General features: G+C 59.4%; 15 protein-coding genes. 12 read left to right on the forward strand and 3 right to left on the reverse strand.

Annotated features, from left to right (window positions below):
• Nucleotides 1-2: 2 nt before the first annotated feature.
• Together BLT75_RS22535 and BLT75_RS22540 are read right to left on the reverse strand one after the other, a co-directional pair.
• Nucleotides 3-1,211, reverse strand: a complete 1,209-nt coding sequence (locus tag BLT75_RS22535) for a mandelate racemase/muconate lactonizing enzyme family protein (RefSeq protein ID WP_093037619.1) — start codon at nucleotides 1,209-1,211, stop codon at nucleotides 3-5.
• Nucleotides 1,212-1,234: 23 nt separating this feature from the next.
• On the reverse strand, nucleotides 1,235-2,866 hold the full coding sequence (locus BLT75_RS22540) for a GMC family oxidoreductase (RefSeq protein ID WP_093037621.1): 1,632 nt from the start codon (nucleotides 2,864-2,866) through the stop codon (nucleotides 1,235-1,237).
• A gap of 235 nt (nucleotides 2,867-3,101) precedes the next feature.
• Here BLT75_RS22540 and BLT75_RS22545 point away from each other — a divergent pair, with 235 nt between their 5' ends.
• The 10 genes from BLT75_RS22545 to repC all read left to right on the forward strand — a co-directional run bounded on the left by BLT75_RS22545 (nucleotide 3,102) and on the right by repC (nucleotide 18,565).
• The gene (locus BLT75_RS22545) at nucleotides 3,102-3,995 is read left to right on the forward strand and encodes a LysR family transcriptional regulator (protein ID WP_093037662.1); all 894 of its coding nucleotides are present in this window, start codon (nucleotides 3,102-3,104) and stop codon (nucleotides 3,993-3,995) included.
• Nucleotides 3,996-4,457: 462 nt separating this feature from the next.
• Nucleotides 4,458-5,150, forward strand: coding sequence for a hypothetical protein (locus BLT75_RS22550; RefSeq protein WP_143028642.1), 693 nt, complete (start codon nucleotides 4,458-4,460; stop codon nucleotides 5,148-5,150).
• A 461-nt stretch (nucleotides 5,151-5,611) separates the two neighbouring features.
• Nucleotides 5,612-10,009 (forward strand): strawberry notch-like NTP hydrolase domain-containing protein, encoded by a 4,398-nt coding sequence (locus BLT75_RS22555; RefSeq protein ID WP_093037625.1) that lies wholly within the window; start codon nucleotides 5,612-5,614, stop codon nucleotides 10,007-10,009.
• Nucleotides 10,006-11,052 carry a DUF7146 domain-containing protein gene (locus BLT75_RS22560; RefSeq protein WP_093037627.1) on the forward strand — a complete coding sequence of 349 codons (1,047 nt, stop codon included), beginning with the start codon at nucleotides 10,006-10,008 and terminating at the stop codon, nucleotides 11,050-11,052. Before BLT75_RS22555 ends, BLT75_RS22560 begins: the two co-directional genes overlap by 4 nt.
• A 298-nt stretch (nucleotides 11,053-11,350) precedes the next feature.
• Entirely contained in the window at nucleotides 11,351-12,262 is a 912-nt protein-coding gene (locus BLT75_RS22565; protein ID WP_093037630.1) for a DUF2493 domain-containing protein, read from the forward strand.
• 275 nt (nucleotides 12,263-12,537) lie between these two features.
• Complete coding sequence (locus tag BLT75_RS22570; protein ID WP_093037633.1) at nucleotides 12,538-13,395, forward strand: DUF3800 domain-containing protein; 858 nt, start codon at nucleotides 12,538-12,540, stop codon at nucleotides 13,393-13,395.
• A 587-nt stretch (nucleotides 13,396-13,982) separates the two neighbouring features.
• The gene (locus BLT75_RS22580) at nucleotides 13,983-14,321 is read left to right on the forward strand and encodes a DUF736 domain-containing protein (RefSeq protein WP_093037639.1); all 339 of its coding nucleotides are present in this window, start codon (nucleotides 13,983-13,985) and stop codon (nucleotides 14,319-14,321) included.
• A gap of 492 nt (nucleotides 14,322-14,813) precedes the next feature.
• Nucleotides 14,814-16,025, forward strand: coding sequence for a plasmid partitioning protein RepA (gene repA / locus BLT75_RS22585; protein ID WP_009574268.1), 1,212 nt, complete (start codon nucleotides 14,814-14,816; stop codon nucleotides 16,023-16,025).
• A gap of 103 nt (nucleotides 16,026-16,128) precedes the next feature.
• Nucleotides 16,129-17,124: a plasmid partitioning protein RepB gene (repB, locus tag BLT75_RS22590; RefSeq protein WP_093037642.1), complete on the forward strand. Its 996-nt coding sequence runs from the start codon at nucleotides 16,129-16,131 to the stop codon at nucleotides 17,122-17,124.
• A 160-nt stretch (nucleotides 17,125-17,284) separates the two neighbouring features.
• Complete coding sequence (repC, locus tag BLT75_RS22595; RefSeq protein ID WP_093037645.1) at nucleotides 17,285-18,565, forward strand: plasmid replication protein RepC; 1,281 nt, start codon at nucleotides 17,285-17,287, stop codon at nucleotides 18,563-18,565.
• 12 nt (nucleotides 18,566-18,577) lie between these two features.
• On the opposite strand, the gene BLT75_RS22600 is transcribed toward repC, so the two are convergent.
• Nucleotides 18,578-19,675 (reverse strand): tyrosine-type recombinase/integrase, encoded by a 1,098-nt coding sequence (locus BLT75_RS22600; protein ID WP_093037648.1) that lies wholly within the window; start codon nucleotides 19,673-19,675, stop codon nucleotides 18,578-18,580.
• 157 nt (nucleotides 19,676-19,832) lie between these two features.
• Between BLT75_RS22600 and BLT75_RS22605 the strand changes: the two genes are divergently transcribed.
• Nucleotides 19,833-20,717 (forward strand): DUF1403 family protein, encoded by an 885-nt coding sequence (locus BLT75_RS22605; RefSeq protein WP_093037650.1) that lies wholly within the window; start codon nucleotides 19,833-19,835, stop codon nucleotides 20,715-20,717.
• A 2-nt stretch (nucleotides 20,718-20,719) separates the two neighbouring features.
• Nucleotides 20,720-21,319, forward strand: a complete 600-nt coding sequence (gene scpB, locus BLT75_RS22610) for an SMC-Scp complex subunit ScpB (protein WP_093037653.1) — start codon at nucleotides 20,720-20,722, stop codon at nucleotides 21,317-21,319.
• Nucleotides 21,320-22,424 lie beyond the last annotated feature (1,105 nt).

Raw genomic sequence — 22,424 nt, forward strand, 5'->3', positions numbered from 1 at the left:
CTTCACTGGACGACCGGCTCGCGTGCCATATCGAGATGCAGTTCCGTACCGGTATAGGGATTGGCGGCGATCACCTCGTCGTTAAGCTCGATACCCAAGCCCGGTGTGGTTGGCGGAATAACGTATCCTTCCTGCCAATCGATTTTTGTCGACACGACCGACATGTACGGGCCGTCAAAGGTGCCGATGCTTTCAAGGATCAGGAAATTCGGGCTGCAGGTGGAAATCTGAATATTGGCCGCCGCCGTCACCGGCCCGCAATAGAGATGCGGAGCGATCTGCGCCTGCCGGGTTTCCGCCATCGACGCGATCTTCTTGGCCTCCAGCAAGCCGCCCACGCGACCGAGGTCCATTTGCAGGATCGATGCCGCGCCGGTCTCGAGGAGGCGGGCAAATTCGTGCTTGGTGCAGAGCCGTTCGCCCGTGGCAACAGGGATCGAGGTGTAGCGCGCGATTTCGGCCATGTCGGCGGGGTTTTCCGGTGTCGTGGGCTCCTCAAACCAGAGCGGTTCGTATTTCTCCAATCTCCGCGCCAGTCGTTTGGCGCCTGACACGGTGAACTGGCCATGGGTGCCGAACAAGATGTCCGCACGAGTCCCAACGGCCTCGCGGATGCGCTTGCAAAACTGTTCGCTGCGCTCCAGGTCTTCTAGGCGCGGCTGGTGACCGTCATAAATCGTATAAGGGCCGGAGGGGTCGAACTTCACCGCCGTGAACCCGTTTTCGACCATTCTGACCGCGACTTCAGCGGCAATATCCGGATCGTTGTAGACATTGGGTGTGCCGGGATCGGGGTAAACGTCGCCCTCCGGCGGATAGAGATAGGTATAGCTGCGCAGACGCTCGTGCACCTTGCCGCCCAAAAGCTCGTAAACCGGTTTGTCGGCCGCCTTGCCGATGATATCCCAACAGGCCATTTCAAGGCCGCTGAGCACGCCCATCACAGTGACATCGGGGCGCAGCGTGTATCCTGCGCCATAGGTGCGCCGCCAGAGCCGTTCGATATGGTGCGGGTCGCTGCCTGCGAAGTGGCGCTCGAACACATCGACCGCCATGGCCGCGCAGAGGTCGGGACCGAAGGTCGCGTTGTAGATCTCGCCGACCCCGGTGATCCCGCAGGCTGTTGTCAGGCGCAGAAAGATGAAATAGCGGCCACCATGGCGTGGAGGCGGGTTGGCGACGACGAAGGTTTCGATTTTTTCCAGGCGCATGTGGTCCTCATGAATTCGGTTGTTCAGTTGCGCTGCCGGGCCAATGCCATGTCTTCAATGATCAGATCGGCAGCCCGCATGGCCAGCATCATGGTCGGAGCGTTGGTGTTTCCTGAGGTGACATTGGGAAACGCAGAAGCGTCCACAACGCGCAATCCTTGAACCCCATGAACTCTTAGCCGAGCATCCAGCACCGAATCCGAGGCGTCACGCCCCATGCGGCAGGTGCAGGTCGGGTGGAAATTGGTGGAGGCTCTGGCGCGGAAATTCTCCAGCATCTCGGCATCGTTCATGTTATTGATGTCAGGGGATTTGGGCGCCTTTGTCACCCGAACGATTGTTGTTGCATTGGCTAGCGTCCTCAGCAATTTGCACGCCTGCACAGCATCCTCGAGATCTTTTTTGGTCGAGAGCGAGTTGGGTTGGATGAGCGGCGCCTGTGCTGGATCTGCTGATGCTATCCGGATCTCGCCGCGGCTCGTCGGCCGGCAAGGTTGCACCGACAGGATGAAACCCGGTGCCCGATCCATGGTGGGCTTGCCGTTTGCTGGCGTCGTATAGGACGCCGGGTTGCAATATATTTGCATGTCCGGCACAGCTTGGGCGGCATCGGACCGGACAAAACCGCCCACCTGATTGACCGGGACGCTCAACGGGCCTTTCCGCGTCAGCACATATTCTATACCGGCCAAGAGTTGCCCGAACTTTCGCCCCAGCCTGTTGTTCAGTGTCGGCTCATTTGCTGCGAAATGATGGGTGATCGCCAAGTGGTCCTGCAGCCCTTTGCCGACCTGCCCGAGATCCTGAACCACCTCGATCTCGTGGGACTTCAAAAGCTCCGCAGGCCCTATGCCCGACAGTTGCAGGATCTGTGGCGAGTTGATGGCCCCGGCACTGACAATGACTTCACCCTTTGCCCGTGCCAGAATACGCTGGTTCCCGACGCGGTAATGCACACCGGTTGCGCGCCCGTTCCGGATTTCCAGTTTTTCCACCAGCGCATTTGTCACGACTTTCACATTGCGACGTTTCAAGGCCGGCCTGAGAAATGCGTCTGCCGCCGAGCATCGCAGGCCCTTACGCACAGTGCTGCGAAAATAGGACACCCCCTCGGAGGACACGCCATTCATGTCGTCCTTGGTCGGCCAGCCAAGATCGTGAGCAGCTTCGAGAAATCGCGCCGAAAAGGGATGCATATGTTCACGAAGATCCGAGATGCGTAACGGACCATCGCCCCGAATTCGCATCCTGTCATCGGTCCCGATTTCGCAGTGGCTTTCCAAGCGCTCGAAGGCCCATCGCGCCGTTTCCCAGTTCCACCCCGCCGCGCCGGCCTTTTCCCAGTCGTCGAAATCCTGGGCCAACCCGCGTACGTAAGCCATGGCATTGATTGAGCTCGATCCGCCGATCACGCGCCCACGAGGCCAATAGGCGATCCGCGAATTCAAACCTGCGTCAGGTTCGGCATTGTAACACCAGTTCACCTTTGGATTGGAGTAAGTGAAACCGTAACCCACGGGCACCTTGATCCAGAAGCGAGCATCGGAGCCGCCAGCTTCGATTACCAGAACCTTGGAGCTCGTTTTTTCGCTCAACCGGTCCGCCAATACGCATCCCGCCGAGCCTGCGCCTACGATTATGTAGTCGAATTCCATGCCCGTATTACCCTGTAATTCGATTGGTCACCCATCTTTCCCGGTAAATGGACCACGCGCCCTCCTTTAAGCAAACAATGCCTTTGACTGCTTAGGCCCAAAATTATTTAACTCTGTATACGGGATCAGCGCAGCGATTAGGGCCACATCCCATTCGCTTCGCAAAGCGGTCGGCGCAGAGATGCACCGCGCTTGGCAAAATAGGCGACTGATAAGAGCTAATAGGGAGAAGAGGATGACGAAACTTCCGCATGTGACATGGCTCAGAGCCTTTGAAGCGGCCGCACGAAACAGCAGTTTCACTTCGGCTGCCGATGAACTGAACCTCACGCCAGCTGCCGTCAGCCAGCAGATCAAACTGCTCGAGCAGCACTTCGGTGTGCAATTGTTTACACGTCAGCCGCGTGGCGTTGCCTTGACCGACATGGGCCATGCCTATGCGCAACCCATCCGCAAGGCGTTCGCCGAAATGCAGGAAGCCACCAACGGCCTTTTTGGATCGAAAAAGAAACGGATCGTGCGCGCGCGTGCTTCTATCAGTTACGCGGCGATTGTCCTGGCGCCACAGCTTGGCGGCTTTCATGAAGCTCACCCCGACATTGAAGTCCAACTGACGACTGCCGTTTGGACTGACCGTATTGATGATGAGGCGATCGACGTCGAGATCCGATATGGGCACGGAGATTGGGACGAGCGGGACATCAGGCACCTGTCGGGTCATCGGCTTGCAGAAGTCGTCTGCCACCCGGCCTTCGCCGCGTCTTTCGGAGAAGATCTCAGCATTCAGACGCTTGCCGCACACGCGGTTCAGGTTATTGGCTCAGAGTCGGACTGGAGCCTTATGTCCGAGCAATTCGGGCTCGAATTGCCGCCTGTCGCCGGCGCGATCAAGGCCGACTCCTCTTTGATTGCCCTGCAGATGATTTCCAGCGGAATCGGTGCCGCTATCATTTCCGAGGACTTTTCGAGCCGCTACATTGAGCAAGGTCTTCTGATCTCTCCCTTCGAATATCGGCTCCCTCTACAGCGGAGCTTCTTCCTAGTCGTTCAGGACAATCTTCAAGAGCGGAGCGAGGTAAATCAATTCTGCGAGTGGCTGTCAGAACAACACAGGAAGGTGTCACCTTGAAAAGCTTGTCACAGAAGCTCCGAAGTCGAACGGCGGTTTTGGGGTAACCGCCGGGGTGCTCTTGCACCTGTAGCGAACGACCACTGCCCGCCCTGACTCCCGAATGTATTGAACGGCCCACAGCCGACGTTCGAGCAACATGCAGCGCATGACCGGAACGAGCCGAGGCTGTGTGAAAACTCCCGCGGTCTGGCGCGTCGGGTCAAAATCCCGAGATATCTGCGCTTTCTCGTCAAGCTGAGCGGAAATTCCGAAGAGTTGCAGGAGCGAGCTCGACGAGAGAGATCGCGTCGCCCAGTTTTCACACACCCTCAGCCCAATGTGGACGTAACGCGTTCGAACCCAGATTGAATCATCTGAACGAATTGACCCAGATCATTGCCTTGGAACAAAGTGGCGCTTCAACTATGCGCGGGGAACTCAATTGGGGGAGATGCTATGAGGTGGCTTCGGATTGGGCTTGTGATCACCACTTTGCTGTCAGGATGCATCGAGTCCTACACACGAACCCTATCTGCCGAGCAGAGAGAGGATCTAGGTAGAGAGTTTACCTTCTCCATATATTTCCCCGAGCTGAAAGCCAATGGGGCTGATACTCGCCCTAAAGAAATCCGGGGGCTGGAGAAAGTCACTTATCGATTTCGGCGGCAAGAGGATCTGAGTTATTCTCTCGCGCTGTCGCCTGCGAAAATCTTAAATGGAGAAGGCAATGGAGAAATTGATTTATCCAATGACATTCCGGGATTGAACGCTTCGATTGCAAGTCTAGATAAAACCAAGGAATTCAATCTTTTGGTTGTTGATATATTCGCTCCGATTAATGGGGAGGAGCTAGGGGCTGGCGCAGGAATGATAACGATGTTCGTGTTAACAGCAGCCGAGGAAGAAGCGTTTCTTGGATTCCTAAGTTGTGAAGGTGAGAGCAGATTGCAGATTCTTGAGTGTGGTGAAGAGATTAGCGAATGGCTTCACCCGACCCCCCTCTTTGAACTTTCAATTTGGGGTGAATACCAAGACTTGTACTCAGTGTACCGAAAGTTTGCTCGTGAGAAGTCTTTCTATTTTGCGGTCGATTGCAGCCGTTTCCCACAATATTCAAGCTCACTGCATGGCTTTAGAACGAAGTGCTACGAGTGGTCTCAGATCGTCCAGTAGGTCTTTTACAGGCAGGAAAGCTAATTTACTTGGTTCGTTTTGAGCGTTGACGCGCACTCTGGGTGTATTCCTTGGAGATAGGGAATTTCCTGCCTCCGGTCAGCTTGGGCCGCACAGCAAACTCCGGTGCAATTCGCAGCGAAGTTCAGGAATCCGCCCAAACTGGCCTTTGGTGTGAAGCGCAGCCGACTGCCGATCGCAGTACCTCGCCTGAGGAATTGTTCGCAGCGGTCTCGAAGCGTTCAAACCTACCGTGAGTACATATGCGGCCAAAGCCCATATTATCCGCAGTGTTGGCCGACACCATAGATTGAGATGTTGGCGCTTGAGGTGGTTGGGGTTGGCAATTGTCTTATTCACGAGCCATGAAAGAGCGAGAGAAAGGGTGGGAGGGGTGACCCCTCCCGGGTGAGAGATTGCGCGCGGGGCTTGGGGCCAACCCTCAACCCCGGAGATTGCCGATGAACGCTCACACCTATTCCGTCCCTATTGCGCAAGAGGCCGAGCCCCCTGCCCGCCTCACGGCCTCGCGCTTCGCCCACAACATAATCCAGGCTGCGAGAACCCTCGCCCCCATGTTCGAGACGGGCAGGTCCATCGACGCCGCTGCCCTGCGCGCCGCGATGGAAGAAGCTTTCGGTGCCAGCGACGCCAGCGGTGCCTGGGTCTGGAAGGATGCCTACGAGGCCGCCGAGGTGGCTCAGATATTGATACTCGCGCGCTACGGCGCGCTGATGCAGCGCCGGGCAGCCTCTCCGCAGGCTTTCCTCACCATGATCAAACGCCTCGCCGGTCTGGCACCGTCCCACACACGGCGCTCCGAAGACAGTGTCCGTCTGCAACAGTTTTCGACCCCTCTGCCGCTCGCAGCCATCGTCGCGCAGGCGGTGGGGTTTCGAGATGACGACCTGGTGCTCGAGCCCTCGGCCGGCACCGGCATGCTGGCGATCTTCGCCCGGATTGCAGGCGCGCGGCTGGCGCTGAATGAACTCGCTGAAACCCGCCGCGCCTTGCTGGGACATCTGTTTCCGGAGGCGGTCCTGTCTGATCACGATGCCGCCTCGATCGACGACCGGCTGGATCGGTCGATCACGCCCTCTGTCATCGTTATGAACCCGCCCTTCTCTGCTGCGAACCATGTCGAGGGCCGGTTCCGGCAGGCAACCAGCCAACATGTGCTTTCCGCCCTGGCGCGACTCGCACCCGGTGGGCGTCTTGTCGTCATCACTGGCGAGAGCTTCGGCCCCTCCACGAAATCCTTCCAGTCGACGTTTCAACGGATTGGCCAAAGCGCCGACGTGGTGTTTTCCGCCGCGATCGACGGCAAGGTCTTCACGCGGCATGGCACTGCGATCGACACGCGGCTCACGGTGATCGACAAGCGCGTGGCTGGCGATGAAGCGACCGCGCCGGTCGACATAGAGGCCGCCTATCATCCTATCTGCGCTACCACCGCCGATCTCCTTGCGTCAGTTCTGGCCCACTGCCCGGAGCGCCGCAGCCTTCCGCCCTGCCCTACCAGTTCAGCCCTGTCGGTTCCGTCCCGCCCGACCCGAACGAACCTGCACGCCCTGCGCAATGCCGCCCGTAAGGAAACCCGCGCTCTCGCCGAGGAACGCGCGAAACATCCCTTTGACGACATCGAGACGGCCCCGCTCGACTATCTGCCGAAAACCTGGAGCGAACCCGACGGCACGCTGCAGGACACGGTCTACGAGGCCTATGATCTGCAGGCGATCCATATAGACGGCGGGGCGGAACATCCGACAGCGCTTGTCCAATCCGCGGCCATGGCCTCGGTCTCGCCGCCCGTGCCGACCTATCGTCCCATCCTTCCGAAGAGCCTCGTCGCGGATGGCCTTCTCTCCGCGCCGCAGCTCGAAAGCGTCATCTATGCAGGCAATGCCCATAAGACGCACCTGAAGGGCTGGTTCAAGCGCGGCGAGATCGAAGGCAAGCTGATGGCAGCGGCCGAGAGCGACGAAGATGCCTTTCGCCTGCGCAAGGGCTGGTTTCTGGGCGATGGCACCGGTTGCGGCAAGGGGCGGCAGGTCGCTGGCATCATTCTCGACAATTGGCTGAACGGGCGCCGCCGCGCGGTCTGGGTCTCAAAAAGCGACAAGCTCATCGAGGATGCCCGCCGCGACTGGATGGCGCTCGGTGGCCGTGAAAGCGATATCGTGCCGCTCTCAAAATTCCGCCAGGGCAGCGAAATCCGCCTGCCCGAGGGCATCCTCTTTGTCACCTATGCCACGCTGCGCTCCACTGAGCGCCAGGGGAAAGCCTCCCGCCTCGATCAGGTGACGGCCTGGCTCGGGGAAGGGTTCGACGGGGTTATTGCCTTCGACGAAAGCCACGCCATGGCGAACGCCACCGGCGAAAAGTCCGACCGCGGCGACAAAAAGGCGTCCCAGCAGGGCCTCGCCGGCCTCGCGCTGCAGAACGCCGTGCCCGATGCGCGCGTGCTCTACGTCTCGGCCACTGGCGCGACAGTCGTCGGCAATCTCGCCTATGCCTCGCGCCTCGGCCTTTGGGGCACCGGGGATTTCCCCTTCGTGACGCGGGCCGAGTTTGTCGCCGCGATGGAGGCCGGGGGTATTGCCGCCATGGAGATGATCTCGCGCGACCTGAAGGCGCTCGGGCTCTATCTCGCGCGCTCGCTTTCCTATGCCGGGGTCGAATACGAGATGCTGGTCCATGAGCTGACGCCTGCCCAGATCGCGATCTACGACAGCTATGCTGATGCGTATCAGATCATCCACAATAACCTCGAGGCCGCCCTTCAGGCCTCGGGCGTCACCTCCGAGACTGGCACGCTGAACCCCCAGGCGAAATCCGCCGCGCGGTCTGCCTTCGAGAGCAACAAGCAGCGCTTCTTCAACCATCTCATCACCGCCATGAAATGCCCCTCGCTGATCCGTTCGATCGAGGCGGACCTGGCAGCGGGGCACTCGGCCGTCATTCAAGTGGTCTCGACCAGCGAAGCGGTGATGGAGCGTCGCCTCGAAGAGATCCCGCCCTCGGATTGGGATGATTTGCAGGTCGATTTTACGCCGCGTGAGAACATCATGGACTACCTGATGCACAGCTTCCCGACGCAGCTCTTTGAGCCCTACACCGACGAAAATGGTGACCTCCGCTCTCGCCCTGCCCTTGATGGAGACGGCAATCCGATCATCTGCCGCGAGGCGGAGCGGCGGCGGGATGATCTGATCGAGCATCTTGGTGCCCTCGCCCCGGTGCAGGGCGCGCTCGACCAGATCCTTTGGCATTTCGGCGGAGATGCTGTTGCCGAGGTCACGGGGCGCAAGCGGCGCATCGTGAAGACGCGCGAGGGGCGGCTCAAGGTCGAGAACCGCCCCGCCTCCTCCAACCTCGGCGAAACCCAAGCCTTCATGGATGATACCAAGCGCATCCTGATATTCTCCGATGCCGGTGGCACCGGGCGCAGCTATCACGCCGATCTTGGGGCAAAGAATCAGCGTCTGCGGGTGCATTACCTGCTTGAGCCCGGCTGGAAGGCCGACAATGCGATCCAGGGGCTGGGGCGGACCAACCGAACCAATCAGGCGCAGCCGCCGCTCTTTCGACCCGTCGCCACAGACGTGAAGGGCGAGAAGCGGTTTCTCTCCACCATCGCGCGCCGCCTCGACACGCTCGGGGCCATCACCAAGGGCCAGCGGGAGACCGGCGGGCAGAACATGTTTCGTGCTGAGGACAACCTCGAGAGTACCTACGCGCGCGCAGCTCTGCGGCAGTTCTTCTACAAGCTGCGCGCGGGCAATATCGCGGCTTGCTCCTACGCGAAGTTTCAGGAGATGACCGGGCTGACGCTCGATGAGGCGGATGGCACCATGAAAGAAAACCTGCCGCCGATCCAGCAGTTCCTGAACCGCTGCCTCGCGCTCCGGATCGACATGCAGGACGTGATTTTCGAGGCCTTTGGCGGGTTCCTCTCGGCCATCATCGAAGATGCGCGCCAAGCGGGTACGCTCGATGTCGGCCTCGAAACCCTGCGCGCCGAGAAGTTCGAGATCGTCGATCGCAAGGTCATTTTTGAGCATGAGGCGACGGGGGCGACGGCCACCGCCCTGACCGTGGAGCGCACCGATCGCAACGATCCGCTCACCCTGCCCCGGGTTAGAGCGATCTGCGCAAACACGGAAGGCGCCACGCTCTGCTGGAACAAGACTTCCAAACGCGCGGCGCTGATGGTGAATGCGCCGGCCTTCATGGACGAGGATGGTGTGCCGATCCTGCGGGTGAAACTGTTGCGACCCATGACCACCGAGATCCTCGCGCTTTCCGAGTTCTCGAAATCACACTGGGAAGAGATCGATGATGCGATGTTCGAGCATCTCTGGCAGGCCGAGGTCGAGGCGGTGCCGGAGTTCACCACGTCGAGGATTACGCTGATCTGCGGTCTCCTTCTGCCGATCTGGGACCGGCTGCCCGCCGACAACATGCGCATCTATCGCCTGCAGACCGAGGACGGCGAGCGCGCCATCGGCCGCTTGGTCAGCCAGGAACAGCTTCTCAATGTCTATGCGCGGCTCGGCCTCGACTGCCAGATCGAGATGACGCCGCAGGAGGTCGTCGCAGCGGTCATGGATGCGAGGACGACCCTGAACCTGCTTGGCGGTTACCAACTGCGCCGGTCGCTGGTCATGGGACAGCCGAGGCTCGAGCTCATCGGTGCATGGGGCGCGGTCCTGCCCTCTCTGAAGGCTTTGGGATGCTTCACCGAGGTGATTCAGTGGAAGACGCGTGTGTTCATCCCGGTGGATGGCATCGACGTGCTGGCGCGGGTACTCACCGAACACCCGGTTGGCGCCAGCGCCGCGGATGCCGCCGCATGAGCGCGCGGCGCAGCATCGCAGACCTCTCGGTCGACCTCTCAGACCGCGCCGAGAGTTTCTGCCGCCGGTATTTCCCCGAGGGGCGCAAACAGGGCAACTATTGGCAGGTCGGCGATACCTCTGGCGCCAAGGGGCAGAGTCTCGCGATCCGACTGCAGGCGCAGGACGGGCGCAAGGCCGGGTCCTGGACCGACTACGCGACGGGTGAATATGGCGATCTGATCGACCTGCTGCATGAACGGCTTGGATCGGTCACACTCAAAGAGACGCTGAGGGAAGCCCGGTCCTTTCTCGGCGAAGCCTCCTGCCCCACCGTACCTCTTGAACCCCGAAAGGCGGAGCGCCCGGATGCTGCCTCCTGCAAACGCATCGCGCGGGCGCGCAAACTTTTCGCCGCCGGCAAGCCGGTTCTTGGCACCCTGGCCGCCACCTATCTGCAGGGGCGCGGGATCACACGACTTGGACCTGCCCTCCGTTATCACCCTCGGGTTTTTCTGCAGCAAGGCCAGGACGACGCCGATCCGCCGCAAAGGACCCCTGCCCTTTTGGCAAAGATCACCGACAATCGGGGCCAGATCACCGGCTGCGCGCGGCTCTATCTCGATCCGTCCACCGGCGGTTTGGCTGCGATCGAGAGCCCGAAGCGGATCCTCGGACAGCTGCACGGCCATGCCATCCGCTTCTGGTCCGGCTCACCTCGCAGCGATCTCATCGTCGGCGAAGGGCTCGAGAACACCCTCTCTGCCGGCACTGCTCTCCCCGAGTTCGATCTCGCCTCCTGTCTCACCGCTACCCATCTCAGCCTCTTCATCCCGCCACCGGGGATCAAGCGCATCTGGATCGCGCGGGACAATGACGAAGCCGGACGCAACGCATCAAAGATACTGCGTAACAAACTGGAATCGCTTGGAATTGCCTGTGGTGACTTCGTGCCGAGCATGGGCGATTTCAACGACGATCTGCGGGCACTTGGCAGAGATGCGCTGCGCCGGTCCCTGCTCAAGGCCATGAAAGCACAAGGTCTGGAGATCGAGGACGGGTGACCGCCAACTTCCTCAGCGAAGTCCGAACGGGCAAAGGTTCCGCGGGTTCGATCTGATCCCGTTTGGAAAAGGGGTGCGATGGACCCGCGGGTCGGGGCTGAGTGCCCCTCGCCCGGGCAGCAATGCCCCCCGCACCAGAAAATTCCCCTGCCCCTTTGGGCCATTCCTCGCGGGGCCAATTTTCCGGCCCGCGGCGCATTCTCCGCTGCGCTCCGATCCTGACGGATGCGGCCCGGTCGCCGCCGGTCCTTTTATCGCCCCATCCAAATCGGGTCAGATCAAACAGAGGAACCAGACAATGCCCCATCAGACAGACATCCAAGAAGAGACCGGCGTGACCTCCGCCATCCTCGACCACCTGGCACTTCACGGCGCAACGCCCGGGCCCGGCGAGACCGATCATCGCCCCCTGCCCCAGCCCGACGAGGTCGAGCTCGCCATGGCGACGCTCTTTGACACCACTATCGGCCTCCTCACCGGCAGCCAGTTGGAAGACAATCTCGAAGAGATGCTCTGGTCCCTCACCTCGATCTTCCATCGCAGGCTTACCCATATCCAGAAGCTCCTCGATGACAACGAATTCGAGGTCCGGGAAAGTCTGGCCATCCAGGACGGCTCCGAGGTCGCTTCGGTCGAGCTTGAGCGCCTCCGGATGATCGGGCTCAAACTCTGGGACCACCGCGACGCCTTCGAGCAGATGCGCGATCTGGCCGTGGGCCACTTCTCGGCTGCCACCGGGTCTCCCTGGCTGCCACGCACCGGATCCAAAGTCTCGCATCGCGGCTTGACCTCCGCCGTCGTGGACAGCCGGGCCTATCTCTCGGCCAAACGACGTAAGGAGACCGAGGTGCACTGCCCTGAAGGCACGCGGATCGCCTTTTCGGGCGGGGACTACCAGGCCTACGATCTGATCTGGTCCGTCCTCGATGCCACCCACACGAAATACCCCGACATGGTGCTCCTGCATGGCGGCACGCCCAAGGGTGCCGAGATGATCGCCGCTCGTTGGGCAGATACCCGTGGCGTCACCCAGGTGGTCTTCAAACCCGACTGGAAAAGCCACGGGAAGGCCGCCCCCTTCAAGCGCAACGACAAGATGCTTGAGACGATGCCGCAGGGTCTGATCGCCACTCCCGGTTCGGGTATCACCGAGAACATCGTCGACAAGGCCCGCAAGCTCGGGATCCGCATCAAGAGGATCGGGGCTTAGGCCCCGATTTTCTTTTGATCAGCACGTTGTCGCCAAAGGATTGAGTTTCGGAGATGGTTTGTCGTGTGGGACGAGGCGGCCTTTCGAGCATCAACGGTCAATAGCGGCAGGGCTGAAGCGCTGCTAAGTTCCTCCGTACCCGAGGCTTCAGCCTGGTCGCTGATGGTTGCGTCATATGCTCATAAGTGTATGACTTCGGTGTGAATTTGATCGGTCGGCTCTTGTTGCAAGAGGCTACGAAAAGCGCTCTAATTCCGAAAAACAAGGAATTTAGTATGAGCTGGACACTTTTCGTCGACGAATCCGGGCAGGATCAGCGGGAATCTCCCTACGAGGTGTTAGCCGGGGTCGCGATCGAGGACAGACAGATCTGGCCCCTGATCTGTCAGATATCGGACGCACAGCAGCACTTTTTTGGCATGCGGCTATTCGAAGCCTACGGTTATGAGGCGAAAGCCAAGGAGCTTCTGAAGAAGAAGACCTTCAAGCACGCCGGGCAGATGGACCTAATCGACAATGGCGAGCGGATGCGCCTCGCGAAGGAGATTTTGGAGGACGGGACTGCCGTGTCCCGGGCGCGGCTTACAGCATTGGCCCAAGCAAAAATCAGTTACTGCGAATTCGTCCTGGACCTGACCCGGCGACACGGTGGCAAGATTTTCGCCACAATGGTCCCGCAGTCAGCACCTCGGCCTCCGAATGGCGACGAGATGCGGAAGGACTATGCGTTCTTCCTCGAGCGCTACTACCACTTTCTTAATCAAACCCCGAGCGATCCGATGGGCTTCCTCGTGTTTGATGAGCTGGACAAGACCGCTAGCCATGTCCTTCTCGGACAGATATCGCGCTACTTTCTGAAGACTAAGAACGGTCGGACAAGATCACGGCTTATTGTGCCGGAGCCAATGTTCGTGCACTCAGATCTCACGTCCCTCGTTCAACTCGCTGACTTGGTGGCCTACATCATCAGTTGGGGTCTGCGACTGAACCGAATGCCGAGGAGTGCACGACCGGAACTCGCTTCGCTCTTCGAGATCGTTAAGCGCATGAGATACAAGCACGTAACCGAAGGCGGGGATATTGTCTGGGGGATCAAGGAGATCAAGGATCTTAGGCCGCGTGATCAGGCCTGACGAGGGCGCATAAAAAAAGGCAATGCAACGTTACCGTTCCAAAGCCTCCGGGAATCTATATGATGCCGGATAACAAGTGAGTCAAGACTTTTGTGGTTCCAATGTCGCTAGCACACGATATATGTACGGGTTAGCGCGCACCTTGTTTTGCATGCTGGCCGCCGATAGATCCTTCCTAATTTCTATGCAATGAGCGCTCAGAAGGCCAACTACAATCGCCGCGTACTGAGCTATCTAGGGATGATGGCCATGGGTCGGTCTCGATCGCTACGAGATCTCGGATGCCCAAATTCAAACGCGCGGTACGAACCTAGGTTGTCGCCCGGTATTTCCCTCGGCTGTTCCTTCAGTTTCCTTCGTGGCCACCGCTCTTCTCCTTTTGTCTGAGTTGCATGACATGCTGGTCGCAGCTGTCGTCCCGTCCACAAAGGATGTCGCCGATCTTTTTCCCCTGTCCCTGCGGGCCATTCCTCGCGCGCCAAAAAGACCGGCGCCTGCCCCTCTCCGCTGCGCTTCGCCTTCGGTGTGGCCGGGCCTTGGCCAGCTGCAAGGTGACCATCATTGCAACGCAAACAAGGAGAAGAGCAATGACCACGAACTGCATCAAATTCACCAGCGCCGACATCGAAACCGCCAAGGGCACAGGCTCCATCTCGACCCTGACCTTCGACCTCGACATCACGGTCGAACCTGTCGCGAGCGCGAACCCGATGGCCCCCACGCACCGCGTCCTCGGCCGCTCCCCGCGCGGCAAGCTGGTCGAGTGCGGCGGCATCTGGAAGAAGCAGAACAAGGAGACCGGTGCCGACTACTACACGCTGACCATCCGCGACCACGGCTTCAGCGCCAACCTCGGCAAGGCCGCGAACCAGGAAGATCTGTCCCTGCAGGCCGTCATCCCCTGGGGCCCGAAAGACGCCGCGTAACGTAAAGAATCGGCTGGGGCAACCCAGCCGATTTCCTCTGTTTCCCTTCGCGCTGACACGCATTCCCCGCATCTTGGAGCCAGGGGTTAGTGCGCTTGGTGGAAGCAACTGATCACTGAATTGGCGCAAGGTGATGATGACGCAATCCCTTTCGGAGGAGACGGGTTCGTGGCTCCCCTAGCGTTCTGAGGCTTCGAGTATCTTTCATTTTGACAGCCGTGCAGAGTGGAAAAATAAAAGAAAAACAAATAGTTAAGATGCGTCGGGCGCAGGACTAAAGTTGACTGCACATCCGAGCCAGAGACAGTTTGCCCTAGATATTGGGTAGCTACATTCTTCGATCGCTACACCTTGTCGAGACATCTAGGAACGCCGGTAGATTGGGTAAGATCTAGCCGCCGGGCGAAAATCGTTGTTAAGACTCAGTTTTCCGTGTAGATGACACTTTAGTGAGCGAAATCGCTGAAAAAGCGATATTTAGAGGGCAGGCGGATGCGAGAACGGTCTTTTGCGGCTGATACGAAGGATCAACCCTTCGACGAGATCATCCTACAGCAAGGAGAGTTGATTTCCGACCGTCTCAATATGTTGCGGCAGGAACAGTATCCTCCGGACGCCCAAAAAGGTCTACGTCAGTTTTCATTGGCCGAGGTTGCCTACTATCTCGGCGTCACGCAGTCGACCATCAAGAAGCTTCATCTCGAAGGCAAAGGTCCTGAACCTGAGACATCGTCGTCCGGGAGGCGCAGCTACTCGGCCGAGCAGATGCTGGAACTGAGAGCTTATCTCGACAAGCATGGCCGCCCCGGAAAACGCCGTTATGTCCCCTATCGGCAGCCTGGCGAAGAACTACACGTCGTGTCCGTCGTGAACTTCAAAGGGGGTTCCGGAAAGACCACTACCGCCGCCCACCTTGCGCAGCACTTGGCGTTGAAAGGGCATCGAGTTCTTGCGATCGACTTGGACCCTCAAGCCTCGCTTACAGCTTTGCACGGCATTCAGCCTGAACTCGACGACGTGCCTTCGCTCTACGAGACACTTCGGTACGATGACGAGCGTAAGCCGATCTCAGAGGTGATCCGGCCAACAAACTTTCCCAACCTAGATATCGTTCCGGCAAGTCTCGAGCTTCAAGAGTACGAATACGATACCCCGGTTGCTTTGACGAGCAGCGATCCCCACGAAGGCCGTACCTTCTTCACTCGCATATCGAAGGCGCTTAGCGAGGTTGATGACCGCTATGACGTTGTTGTGATCGATTGCCCTCCTCAACTGGGCTACCTCACGCTCACTGCTCTCACGGCTTCTTCCTCAGTCATTGTGACGGTCCATCCTCAGATGCTGGACGTCATGTCGATGAGCCAGTTTCTCCTGATGCTGGGCGGGATCATGAAGACGATCCGTGACGCTGGAGCGAACATGCGCTTGAAGTGGTTCCGTTACCTAGTAACGCGATTTGAACCAACGGACGGTCCCCAAAAGCAGATGGTTGGGTTCCTCCAGGCGATGTTCCCAAATCAGATGCTGTCAGCTCCTGTGCTGAAGTCTACGGCGATCTCCGACGCTGGGATTACCAAGCAGACGCTTTACGAAGTTGAACGGTCTCAGTTCGTGCGGACTACTTACGACCGTGCAGTGACATCTTTGAATGACGTGAACGACGAAATCGCCGAACTGATCCACAAGGCTTGGGGGCGTGAATGAGTAAGGTTTTGACAGCCGTGCAGAGAGCCAGTTTTGACAGCCGTGCAACTGTCGAAACGCGCGCAGCGCGTAGGTTGGATTCTGACGAAAAGGAGATGGCTTGATGGCTCGCAAAGACCTCCTGAAGAGCGTCATGGCCGGCTCGCCGGAGCAGCCCAAGGATTCCGGTCGCTCTGGATATGCAATGCGCGGTGCTTCGAAATCGATGAAGGTTTCGATTGATAGCCTTGCAGAGAACTCGAAACGTCTCCTTGAAGGCGAAACCATTGTCGAGATCGATCCGCAATTGATCGATGTGTCATTCGTTTCGGATCGGCTTAGTGATGACGATGTTGCTTTCGACGAACTGAAAGCATCGATCGCAGCGGGTCGTCAGGACACACCGGTATTGCTTCGACCGCATCCGGAAGCGGATGGCCGCTATATGATCGTCTTCGGGCATCGCCGTGTGCGAGTTGCATCGGCGCTAGGCCGTAAGGTTCGCGCGGTTGTAAAACCAATGGACGATGTGGCCCACATTCTTGCTCAAGGGCAGGAAAACACTGCGCGTGCAGATCTTTCTTTTATTGAGAAGGCCCTATTTGCGAAGAGCCTCTTGGATATGGGGCAAGCGAAGGACGTGATTCAGTCCGCACTTACCATCGATGGGACGTTGCTTTCACGGATGCTGTCAGTGGCGCAGAACGTCCCTCGACACGTCATCGAACAGATTGGGCCGGCCAAGCAGATTGGGCGTGATCGCTGGGAAGACTTTAAGAAGTTGGCTTCGGAACCATCGAATGACAAGATCCTCAAGGGAGCTTTGGAGTTTGACGGGTTTCAGAACCTCGATAGTGATGCTCGCTTTGAGCTCCTGCACAGCAAGCTGGCAGAAGCGGGTAGGGTGCCGAAGCGCCAAAAAACGCGTGCCGCGCCCAAGAAACGGACCTGGACCGCTGGCAAAGGCCGCATCAAGGGTGTCATCGGTCGGTCCGGAAAGGCATTCAGCATTTCGCTTACGGCACAAGATTCAACCGAGTTCGGGGACTTTCTCTCGGGTCGGCTTGATCAGCTGTACAGCGAATTCCTCGCGACGAAAGAGGAGCAGTCAGAACAATGATCTAGGCAAAAGAAAAGCCCCCAAGCAGCGTGGCCTGAGAGCTAATCTGAGAAGTTTGGTCGCTTAGAAGATATCTCTCCCGCGAATCACTGTCAACAAGAACGCCACTTCGGCGAACGGCTTTCTTTTGCCTCTGCGTAACTGGAGGTGAGAAACAGGCATGAAACATACAGGTTGGCGCAAGCCGACACCGGGTCTTGGCATTGCAGAGCAGCTTGCCCAAGCCGGTGAACAGGTGGCTGTACCCAAAACACGGGCCTTCGTGGCTGTGAAGCGGGTGGGGGCCTACATTGGCCTCAAGGCCGGAGACATGATGCTTCTCGACACGCTCGGGGCCTTTACGCAGGCCCAAGACTGGGAGGAGGGGCAGCGTCCGATCGTCTGGGCGTCGAACGCCTATCTGATGGAGCAGACGGGGTTCTCGCTCTCCGCGCTCAAGCGCCATGCCCGGCGCCTGGCCGAGATTGGCGTGATCTCCTTCCAGGACAGCCCGAACGGCAAGCGGTGGGGCCGCAGGGACGCCGAGGGGCGCATTGTCGAGGCCTATGGCTTTGATTTGTCGCCGCTGTCGGCGCGTGTCGAGGAGTTCGAGGAGCTTCATGCCGATTTGCAGGCCGAGCGCGAGCTCTGTCAGCGCCTGAAGCGCCAGATCACGGTTGCACGCCGTATGATCCGCGCTCGGATTGAGGCGGCCGTCAGCAGCGCGCTGCGCGGCCCTTGGACGCAATTCACAGGCCTTTACGAGGAGCTTCTGGACCGGCTTCCTCGCCATCACGAAGCCTCAGAACAGCTTGTGCGGCTGCTAACCTGGTTCAAGGAGCTTCAGGAGCGCGTCGAAGCTGCGTATCTCAAGGCAACTGAGGTTGTGCAACCTGTGGAAAACACGCGGGAAGCCAAGGAACAAGTTACTAAGAAGACTCAAGAAATGAACCCCAGGGAGGTCATTTCTGACCCTCATATACTAATTACAAACCAACTTGATCCTGTAACTAGTAATTCCTCAGAAAATGAGGAAGTCGCGGCGGCGGTGCCCAATGCTCAGCCCGAAGATCAAGTTGATAGGGAGCTGGAAGAATGGGTCGCCGAAGTGCGCAAGAAGCGCGCAGCGCTGGATCTGCCTACGATCATGCAGGCTTGCCCTGAATTTGCGTCTTGGGCGCGCAATATGGGCGGGTTCCTGAAGGATTGGGGCGATCTGCACCGGGTCGCTGGTCAACTCAGGCCGATGATCGGCATTTCTGAACATGCCTGGAACGTGGCACAGGACCGGCTGGGCAAACAGGTGGCGACAGCGGCGCTCGCGCTCGTCTTCGAGAAGCATTGCGCGGGCGAAGTGTCCTCGCCGGGCGGCTATCTGCGCGGCATGGTCGAAAAGGCCGGGGCAGGGGAGCTGCACCTTGAGCGCAGCTTCTATGGCAGGCTCGGCGGGCAGGCAGCATGATGGGGCAGGGGGTCAGAGTCCGGCGGCTTTGGTCAGGTTCACGCGGAACCGGTCGCGTCGGCGCTGGTAGCGACGGGTCATCTCGGCTGAGGCGTGTCCCAGTTGCTTTTGCACGTAGCGTTCGTCGACTTCCGCCGAACTGGCGAGGCCGGCACGCAGCGAGTGACCTGAGAACAGTGCCAGGCGCTCTTTCTCGGGCAATTCGGATCGGATACCGCCATCCAGAACCGTGCGCTTGATCAGCCGCGCGACATGCTTGTCGTTGAGCCTCGTTTCGGATGCCTTCTTACCATCGCGCGAGGTGCCGACGAAGACCGGACCGAAGTCGATCTTCGCGAAGTGCAGCCATTGCTCCAGCGCATGCACGGGGCAGGTCTGATCCTTGGAGCCGCGGCCGATCTCGACTTCACGCCAACCGGTCTTGGCGTTGAGGGTCAGGAGGGCGCCTTTCTCCATGATCTCAATCCATCCGCCGGAATCTGGCGTGTCATCTTTATGTACATCGAGGCTTACGATTTCCGAGCGGCGCAAGCCTCCGGCGTATCCAAGCAGCAGGATCGCCCGATCCCTCAACCCGCGCAGGTCGAAAGGAAGGGTGGCGACCATCGCGACGATATCCTCGGCCAGGATCGCTTCCTTCTGAACCGACGGTCGCGCGTGTTTTCGCTTGATCCCCGCCAGCACCGTGGCGATGTGCCGGTTCTTGCGGTCGAGGGTGAATCCCCGCTGCGCGTAGTTCCAGGCGAGACCCGACAGGCGCCGGTCTATGGTGCTGACCGAAAGGGTAGGGGAGGGGCCTGACCCGGACGCAAGATCCGCGAGGTAGAGACCGATCATCTCCGGCGACGGAGGTAGCGCCTCCGCGCCCTTCATCCGGCACCAGCGCGCAAAATGCGCCCAATCCTTGGCATACGCTTTCAGCGTGTTCTCTGAGGCCGCGGCACGTGCGTAGTCTCGGGCGGTGTCCACCAGTCGATCAAGCGTGCCGGAGCCAGCGACATGGGAGGGCAAAGCAATGCCCTCGCTTTCCTCTTGATCTCTCTCGTCGACGCGAGCATCATCCAACCCACCAGAGGGCGCTGACGTCGATTTCTCAGTCTCTGAGGGCATCTTTCCACTGAATCCGGCTATGAAATTGGACTGCTTCCCAGCATATCTTGTTGTGTCCGATAAGGCAAACTTATTGGACATAATCGAGAACAGCAAGGCTAGGCGGTTTATACGCTATTTGCTGGCAGAAAGCGCCGCGACGATGTAGGCTTCCGGCATGACATTTGCCCGGCCCGATCACATGAGCGACCTCGACACGATACCCCGAATGCCCGCGTGGGTCACCTCCGGGCGTGTGGAAACCCTTGAAACTGTGGCCTTTCTGTCGGGCGCCGCGCTGAGCCATCTGCATGTAGTGCTGAGCCGCGAGGACGTTCCCCAAACCTTGTTGCGAGACAGGCTTGCGCTGCGCGCGGCCGAGGCTTGTATCGCGTTCTCTGGGCGCCCAGAGAGGGCAGGGGAGTTGCGCGACGCCGTACATCTTCTGCGCCCCGACGATCTGCCCGGCCCGGCGGGGGAAACCTACCTGGCCTGGCAGCGCGCTGTGGAAAAGCCGGTGTCGGTCAAGGCTCTGGGCCGAGCCCTGCCGAACGTTGAGCCGGGCCAGATTGCTACATGGTTCGATACGGGGCAGGGTGGGCCGGTCGGCCGTGCCGCGATGGTGCTGGAGGCCGTGCTGCGCGAGGCGCCGCGTGCGGAAGTAACAGCGCTGATCCTGGCGGATGCGGCCATCGCCCAAGCACTTGGTTGGGATCATCTGATGCCGCTACTCGCCGCGGGCCTGAAACGCGCCGACCTGCGCAAGCGCGGCGATGACCTTCGCTTGGCCTGTCATCGCGCGATTGTTTCTTCGGTGGCTGAGGCCGTGCATCTTTCAGCAGATCTCGCTCGGCGGGCCGCGCACCTGAAAGCGGTCGCTCCGAAACTCCGAGCCAAGGGCGCGTGCGACGCTGTCGAGATGTTCCTGACCCGCGATGCTGTTGCTCCCTCGGCGCTACCCCTGCCGGATCGCGCCGCGCGGCGGCTCTGCGACCGGCTGGTCGACCTCGGCGCAGTGCGCGAGCTGACCGGGCGCGACATCTTCCGGCTTTACGGGGTGTAGCGATGGCGAAGGATCGCTCTGACCCTGAATTGGATCGCGAGCTAGCCGACCTGCCGCCCGAGTTGCGGTGGCGGGAATGGATGCGCCGGATCGAAGCGGTGCTGTTTGCTTCGGCCTCGCCGGTCCCGCGCGAGGACCTGGCGCGCGTGGTGGGGCAGGGGGTGTCGGTCGATCTGCTGGTCGAGGACCTTGCCGCCGATCTGGAGGGGCGGGCCTTCGAGATCGCACAAGTCGCCGGCGGCTGGATGTTCCGCACGCGCGCCGCTTACGCGCCCGCGATCCGCGCAGCGGCAGATATCGGGGACCAATTGCTGGACCTGAGCGAATTCGACGTCGCGGTCCTGGCCGCCATCGCTTACCACCAGCCGATCACGCGCGACGGGCTCAAGGACATCTTCGGCAAGGAAATCAGCCGCGACCTGATAGGCCGACTGCATGCGCGCGACCTGATCGGGACCGGGCCAAGGTCGCCGCGGCGCGGCGCTCCCTATACCTTCGTCACCACGGAGCAGTTCCTTGTCGCGTTCGGGTTGGAGAGTCTGCATGACCTGCCCGACAGGGAGCAGTTGGAAGATGCCGGGGTTGTCGACGAAGCACCATAGGTCGATTTCGGGTAACGAGTTGGCGATGCGGAGCGTGAATCCACCATTCAGCTAATCGTTTCAATTGCCGTGCAACGATTCGTTCTCGGGTCAATAAAGCTTCATGACTTCAATATGATAATCGTTTCACGATTTCTGAACGAAGCCTCGTGCGTTTATTAGCGACTAGGCATTCCCGCCTCATCGGTGTCGATGTGAGTCCAACCTTTTCCGCAATTGCGAAGTTGTTATCGACTGAAGGCTAGAGCGGACATTGAGCGACTGACTCGGTCTCCGGGCACCGACTGCTGCCCTTAGGGCAGGGAGCGGCTTGGCACTAGCAATAACTTAGTCAGGGCAGCCGGTCAGGCAGAGTGCAGCAAGGTCACAGTCGGATCAGCTTTGAAGGGCGGATTGCGGAGCGTCGAGGTCATCGGAGTTAGGGCGCAGAAGTCGACGCTGGCGACCGTCTGCGGGAACCAAAGTCACCGGGTCGACGCGCGGTGAGTCTCCGCAGGTCAGCTCCGAGCCACTTTCGCCATCAGGGTTTCCTAGCAGTTTCAGGCATATGGGCGTGCTGAAATGCATTTCTTTGGTCCTCGATCGCGTTCGAGGTCTCGGAAGACGAATGCTAGAGCGATAAGGGGGAGAATCACACAGGAGACTCCATGCCTATTCTTGCCCTTTTATGGCTGTGCTTGACGGCTTGCGCACTCGCACCTTGTCCGAGATTGACGCCGTCGCCTGGCACTCATGCTATGCTCGAATCGCGTCGTTGAACATATCGTAAGCTGAGCAAAGCCGTTTGGCTCTGCCGCGGCGGGCCGGGCGATATCGTCAAATAGTCGCGTAAAGTCTTGCGTGGGCGTTTGTTAACTGGGACGATAATCTTGGTGCATTCGCTTAGCACAATCCAGCGCTTCGAAGTACCGGATTGTCCCTAAAGCCCATACATTATCGCAGGAGAGCCAAATCAGTTTCGTTCCGAAAAAAATTAGCGCCGCACAGTTCGCGACCGCCTTTACACTAAGATGTCCGTCGTCAGGGTTTTTCGGACTTCGCAGGCCGTTTCGTAACGGAGGCTCTGGTTCGGTTTCTGTTTAAGTTTAAGCGGCAGCTGCTTGGT

This window comes from Ruegeria marina, from assembly GCF_900101475.1.
GTDB classification, from domain to species: Bacteria; Pseudomonadota; Alphaproteobacteria; order Rhodobacterales; family Rhodobacteraceae; genus Ruegeria_B; species Ruegeria_B marina.

What these genes read in the sequence shown, in the direction of transcription:
- BLT75_RS22535 (WP_093037619.1), bottom strand. Translation starts at nt 1,211, where the DNA reads ATGCGCCTGGAAAAAATCGAAACCTTCGTCGTCGCCAACCCGCCTCCA.
- BLT75_RS22540 (WP_093037621.1), bottom strand. Translation starts at nt 2,866, where the DNA reads ATGGAATTCGACTACATAATCGTAGGCGCAGGCTCGGCGGGATGCGTA.
- BLT75_RS22545 (WP_093037662.1), top strand. Translation starts at nt 3,102, where the DNA reads ATGACGAAACTTCCGCATGTGACATGGCTCAGAGCCTTTGAAGCGGCC.
- BLT75_RS22555 (WP_093037625.1), top strand. Translation starts at nt 5,612, where the DNA reads ATGAACGCTCACACCTATTCCGTCCCTATTGCGCAAGAGGCCGAGCCC.
- BLT75_RS22560 (WP_093037627.1), top strand. Translation starts at nt 10,006, where the DNA reads ATGAGCGCGCGGCGCAGCATCGCAGACCTCTCGGTCGACCTCTCAGAC.
- BLT75_RS22565 (WP_093037630.1), top strand. Translation starts at nt 11,351, where the DNA reads ATGCCCCATCAGACAGACATCCAAGAAGAGACCGGCGTGACCTCCGCC.
- BLT75_RS22570 (WP_093037633.1), top strand. Translation starts at nt 12,538, where the DNA reads ATGAGCTGGACACTTTTCGTCGACGAATCCGGGCAGGATCAGCGGGAA.
- BLT75_RS22580 (WP_093037639.1), top strand. Translation starts at nt 13,983, where the DNA reads ATGACCACGAACTGCATCAAATTCACCAGCGCCGACATCGAAACCGCC.
- repA (WP_009574268.1), top strand. Translation starts at nt 14,814, where the DNA reads ATGCGAGAACGGTCTTTTGCGGCTGATACGAAGGATCAACCCTTCGAC.
- repB (WP_093037642.1), top strand. Translation starts at nt 16,129, where the DNA reads ATGGCTCGCAAAGACCTCCTGAAGAGCGTCATGGCCGGCTCGCCGGAG.
- repC (WP_093037645.1), top strand. Translation starts at nt 17,285, where the DNA reads ATGAAACATACAGGTTGGCGCAAGCCGACACCGGGTCTTGGCATTGCA.
- BLT75_RS22600 (WP_093037648.1), bottom strand. Translation starts at nt 19,675, where the DNA reads ATGCCCTCAGAGACTGAGAAATCGACGTCAGCGCCCTCTGGTGGGTTG.
- BLT75_RS22605 (WP_093037650.1), top strand. Translation starts at nt 19,833, where the DNA reads ATGACATTTGCCCGGCCCGATCACATGAGCGACCTCGACACGATACCC.
- scpB (WP_093037653.1), top strand. Translation starts at nt 20,720, where the DNA reads ATGGCGAAGGATCGCTCTGACCCTGAATTGGATCGCGAGCTAGCCGAC.